This is a genomic window from Nocardioides sp. (assembly GCF_034670285.1).
Taxonomy (GTDB): Bacteria; Actinomycetota; Actinomycetes; order Propionibacteriales; family Nocardioidaceae; genus Nocardioides.
Genome location: NZ_JAXMNS010000308.1, coordinates 1 through 4752 on the forward strand (window position 1 = coordinate 1; position 4752 = coordinate 4752).

Consider the following 4752-nt stretch of genomic DNA (forward strand, 5'->3'; position numbering starts at 1 on the left):
GACTACCGGATGGTCTTCAACACCGGCGCCGGAGCGGGGCAGACGGTCTTCCACACCCACCTGCACGTGCTCGCCGGACGCGACCTCGCCTGGCCTCCGGGTTAGTCCAGCGGTGCTCGTTCGCCTCACCGCGTCTCGGTACGCCGGTGGCTCGCAGGCTCGCTCCCCGGCTACTCGACGACCGGTCTGAGCAGGCCCCGACCTCGCTGCGCTCGGCTGAGCCTGCTCAGAGGAACACGTAGACGAGCCGCATCAGCGCGAAGAGCACCGGCAGCCCGAAGACGACGAGCAGCACCCACGCCGTGATCCGGTGCAGCGGCTTGGCACCGTCGAGGTTGCCGGCGAAATCGAGCAGGGCGCCCTCGGCGACGTGATGGGTGAGCCCCATCTGCTTGGCGTACTCCGGCAGGTGCTCACCGGGAAACCAGTCAGGTGGCGTGTCGTCGTCGGGGGCGTAGTCCTCGTCGAACTCGTCCGCGCGGCCGTCAGCCCTCATGCCGTCACCGTACGGGACCGACCCCATATCCGTTGGGTGGTCCGAGGGTGCTCCCGTAGCATGGGAGACCCTGCAACCAACCGAAAGGCCGCCCTTCCGGGCACCCATGACCGACTCGAACTCCGGAGACCTCCAGACCCGCCACACCGTGGTGGTCCCCACCAGCATCAACATGGTCAACCTGCTCGGGCCGGGCGACGAGTTCCTCGGCATCATGGAGGGCGCCTTCAAGGTCGAGCTCCACGTGCGCGGCAACCGCATCACGTTGCGCGGTGAGCCCGGTGAGGTCGCTCTGGCCGAGCGCCTCCTCGACGAGCTGGTCGCGATCATCCGCACAGGCCAGGGGATGACCAACGAGACCGTCGAGCGCGTCATCGACATGCTGCGCGTCGAGACCACCGAGAAGCCCGCCGACGTGCTCTCGCTCAACATCCTGAGCAACCGCGGTCGATCGATCCGTCCCAAGACGATCAACCAGAAGCACTACGTCGACGCCATCGACAAGCACACGATCACGTTCGGCATCGGTCCCGCCGGCACGGGCAAGACCTACCTGGCGATGGCCAAGGCGGTGCAGGCGCTCCAGGCCAAGCACGTCAACCGGATCATCCTCACGCGTCCGGCCGTCGAGGCCGGCGAGAGCCTCGGCTACCTGCCCGGCACGCTGAGCGAGAAGATCGACCCCTACCTGCGCCCGCTCTACGACGCGCTGCACGACATGATCGACCCCGACTCGATCCCCAAGCTGATCGCGGCCGGCACGATCGAGGTCGCCCCGCTCGCCTACATGCGCGGGCGCTCGCTCAACGACTCCTTCATCATCCTCGACGAGGCGCAGAACACGACGCCCGAGCAGATGAAGATGTTCCTCACCCGACTCGGCTTCGGCTCCAAGATCGTCGTCACCGGTGACGTCACCCAGGTCGACCTCCCCACCGGGGCGAAGTCGGGGCTGCGCATCATCGAGGGCATCCTCGACGAGGTCGAGGACATCTCGTTCAACCGCCTCGCCTCGAACGACGTCGTACGGCACCGGCTGGTCGGCAAGATCGTCGCGGCCTACGACGACTTCGACGCCGAGACGCAGGCCCGCCTCGAGGCCCGCACCGACACCCGTACCGGACCCACCAGGAGCGCTGAACCTCGATGACCATCGAGATCATCGACGAGTCGGGCCAAGCCCTGGACGTCAAGCACCTCGCGGCCCTGAGCCGTTTCGTCATGGACCAGATGCGGGTGCACCCGCAGGCCGAGCTGTGCATCAAGGCCGTCGACGAGGCGACCATCGCCGAGCTCAACGAGCAGTGGATGGAGAAGGAGGGCCCTACCGACGTGCTGGCCTTCCCGATGGACGAGCTGCGTCCGGGCCTGGTCAACGAGGAGCCCGAGGAGGGCGTCCTCGGTGACCTGGTGCTGTGCCCGACGATCGCGGCAGCCCAGGGCGAGACCGCCGGCCACGGCACCCTCGCCGAGATCGAGCTGCTCACGACCCACGGCATCCTGCACCTCCTCGGCTACGACCACGCCGAGCCCGAGGAGCACCGCGAGATGTTCGGACTGCAGGACACCCTGCTCGCCCAGTGGCGGGCCCGATGACCGGCACCCAGCTGCTGCTCTTCGCCGTCGCCGGGATCCTCGTCGTCCTCGCCGGGGTCTTCACCGCGGCCGACGCCGCGCTCGGGGCGTTCTCCCGCGCCCGCGCGGCCGAGCTGGCTGCCGAGGGCCGCACCGGTGCCAGACGACTGGTGACGCTGCTCGAGGACGCGCCGCGCCACCTCAACACCGCCCTGCTGCTCGAGCTGCTGGCCGAGGTCTCGGCGATCGTGATCGTCACCCTGCAGATCTCTGCGATCGTCGACGGCCGTGGCTGGGAGTCGGCCCTGATCACGATCGGCGTGATGCTGATCGTCTCGTTCGTCGTGATCGGTGTCGCACCACGCACGTTGGGTCGTCAGCACGCCGAGACGTTCGCACTGATCGCCGCCGGGCCGCTGACCCTCTTCACCCGCGTGCTGGGACCGCTGCCGCGGGTCCTGATCCTGGCGGGCAACGCGATCACGCCCGGTCGTGGCTTCCGCGAGGGTCCGTTCTCGTCCGAGACCGAGCTGCGCGAGATGGTCGACATCGCCGAGGCCTCGGCGCTGATCGAGTCGGGCGAGCGCAAGATGATCCACTCGGTCTTCGAGCTCGGCGACACGACCGTGCGCGAGGTGATGGTGCCGCGCAACGACGTCGTCTACATCGAGCGGCACAAGAACCTGCGCCAGTCGATGTCGCTCTTCCTGCGCAGCGGCTACTCGCGCGTCCCGGTGATCGGGGAGAACCTCGACGACATCTGTGGCATCGCCTACCTCAAGGACATCGTGCGCCGCGACTTCGAGGCTCCCGACGTCGAGCTGACCCAGCGCGTCGACGAGGTCATGCGACCGGTGTCGTGGGTGCCGGAGTCGAAGCCGGTCGACGCGCAGCTCTCCTTCATGCAGGCCAACCGTCAGCACATCGCCGTCGTGGTCGACGAGTACGGCGGCACCGCCGGCCTCATCACGATCGAGGACCTCCTCGAGGAGATCGTCGGCGAGATCACCGACGAGTACGACGACGACGAGATCGAGGTCGAGCACGTCACCGAGGGTCCGCTGCCCACGTGGCGGGTCTCCTCGCGCTACCCGATCGACGACCTCGAGGAGCTCTTCGGCTTCGACGTCGAGGAGGAGGACGTCGACTCGGTCGGTGGCCTGATGGCCAAGCACCTCGGCCGGGTCCCGATCCCGGGGTCCCACGTGGAGGCGCACGGACTGACCTTCGAGGCCGAGGACGCCGCCGGCCGCCGCAACAAGATCAGCACGGTCGTCATCAGCCTGTCCGAGCCCGAGCCGCAGCTCGGCACCGACACCGGCGAGCTGGAGACGGCTGTCATCGCCGATGTCACGCGACACTAGGCTGGCGGCATGGACCTGAGCACCGAGGACGCCAAGCTCGTGACCCTGGCCCGCGCGACGCGCGCGAGGGTCGGTGCGGCGCAGGGAGCCGCCGTACGCGACGCAGACGGTCGCACCTACGCCGCCGCCACGGTCGACCTGCCCTCGCTCAAGATCTCGGCGCTGCAGGTGTGCGTGGCGATGGCCGTCGCCTCGGGTTCCTCGGGCCTCGGTGCCGCGGTGCTGCTGGGCGAGGACGCCGAGCTCGTCGACTCCGACCAGGCGGCCCTGTCCGACTTCGGAGGGGCCGGCGTCACGGTGCACCTCGGAGACCCCCGCGGCACGATCAGCAACAGCACCCAGACCTGACTCCATTGGAGTAAGTTCTTGAGGTGTGACGTCGGAACTCCGCGCGGCCATCACACCCTGGCACCAGCACGCCGGGGCAGTCGCGCGGCTCGCGTCGTCGTACGCCGCGATCCCGGACGGCGCGCCGGTGCGGCTGGCGAAGTCGACGACGAACCTCTTCCGGGTCCGTAGCGCCAGCGGTGCACCTGGGCTCGACGTCTCCGGGCTGACCGGGGTGCTCGAGGTCGACCCGGTCGCCCGCACCGCCGAGGTGCAGGGGATGTGCACCTACGAGGACCTCGTCGACGCGACGCTGCCGCACGGGCTGATCCCGCTCGTCGTCCCGCAGCTGCGCACCATCACGCTGGGCGGCGCTGTCACCGGCCTCGGGATCGAGTCGACGAGCTTTCGCAACGGTCTGCCGCACGAGTCGGTGCTCGAGATGGACGTCTTCACCGGCGCCGGCGAGGTGGTCACGACCCGACCGGGTGACGACCTGTTCGATGCCTTCCCCAACTCCTACGGCTCCCTCGGCTACGCGACCCGGCTGCTCATCTCCCTCGAGGAGGTGCCGACGTACGTCGCTCTGCGCCACGTGCGCGTCGAGGACGACCTCCTCCCGCGGGTGATCTCCGAGATCGTCTCCGCCGGCCACCACGACGGCGAACGGGTCGACGGTCTCGACGGCGTCGCCTTCGCGCCGGGAGAGGTCTACCTGACGCTCGCCCGCTTCACCGACGAGCCGGGACCGGTGAGCGACTACACCGGACAGCAGATCTTCTTCCGCTCGGTGCAGCAGCGCCCGACCGACCGACTCACGATCCACGACTACCTCTGGCGCTGGGACACCGACTGGTTCTGGTGCTCGCGCGCCTTCGGGGCCCAGCACCCGCTGGTGCGCCGGGTGTGGCCGCGGCGCTGGCGGCGCAGCGACGTCGACCACCGGCTGCTGGCCCTCGACACCCGCTTCGGGGTCGCCGAGCGGCTCGA

At 69.1% G+C, this 4752-nt stretch carries 7 protein-coding genes; 6 read left to right on the top strand and 1 reads right to left on the bottom strand.

Annotated features, from left to right (window positions below; translation table 11 throughout):
* Positions 1–9: 9 nt before the first annotated feature.
* Complete coding sequence (locus tag VOI19_RS14565) at positions 10–105, top strand: HIT domain-containing protein (RefSeq protein WP_323793692.1); 96 nt, start codon at positions 10–12, stop codon at positions 103–105.
* Positions 106–226: 121 nt separating this feature from the next.
* Here VOI19_RS14565 and VOI19_RS14570 read toward each other — a convergent pair whose 3' ends face one another.
* Positions 227–496, bottom strand: a complete 270-nt coding sequence (locus tag VOI19_RS14570) for a hypothetical protein (protein WP_323793686.1) — start codon at positions 494–496, stop codon at positions 227–229.
* 106 nt (positions 497–602) lie between these two features.
* Between VOI19_RS14570 and VOI19_RS14575 the strand changes: the two genes are divergently transcribed.
* The 5 genes from VOI19_RS14575 to VOI19_RS14595 form a co-directional block, all read left to right on the top strand.
* The gene (locus VOI19_RS14575; protein ID WP_323793687.1) at positions 603–1646 is read left to right on the top strand and encodes a PhoH family protein; all 1044 of its coding nucleotides are present in this window, start codon (positions 603–605) and stop codon (positions 1644–1646) included.
* A complete protein-coding gene (gene ybeY, locus VOI19_RS14580) occupies positions 1643–2092 on the top strand; it encodes an rRNA maturation RNase YbeY (protein ID WP_323793688.1) in 450 nt (149 codons plus the stop codon). Before VOI19_RS14575 ends, ybeY begins: the two co-directional genes overlap by 4 nt.
* Positions 2089–3435 carry a hemolysin family protein gene (locus VOI19_RS14585; protein ID WP_323793689.1) on the top strand — a complete coding sequence of 449 codons (1347 nt, stop codon included), beginning with the start codon at positions 2089–2091 and terminating at the stop codon, positions 3433–3435. Before ybeY ends, VOI19_RS14585 begins: the two co-directional genes overlap by 4 nt.
* A gap of 9 nt (positions 3436–3444) precedes the next feature.
* Complete coding sequence (locus VOI19_RS14590; RefSeq protein WP_323793690.1) at positions 3445–3783, top strand: cytidine deaminase; 339 nt, start codon at positions 3445–3447, stop codon at positions 3781–3783.
* Positions 3784–3808: 25 nt separating this feature from the next.
* Positions 3809–4752 (top strand): FAD-binding oxidoreductase (locus VOI19_RS14595; protein WP_323793691.1); only part of this gene is annotated, 944 nt, incomplete at its 3' end.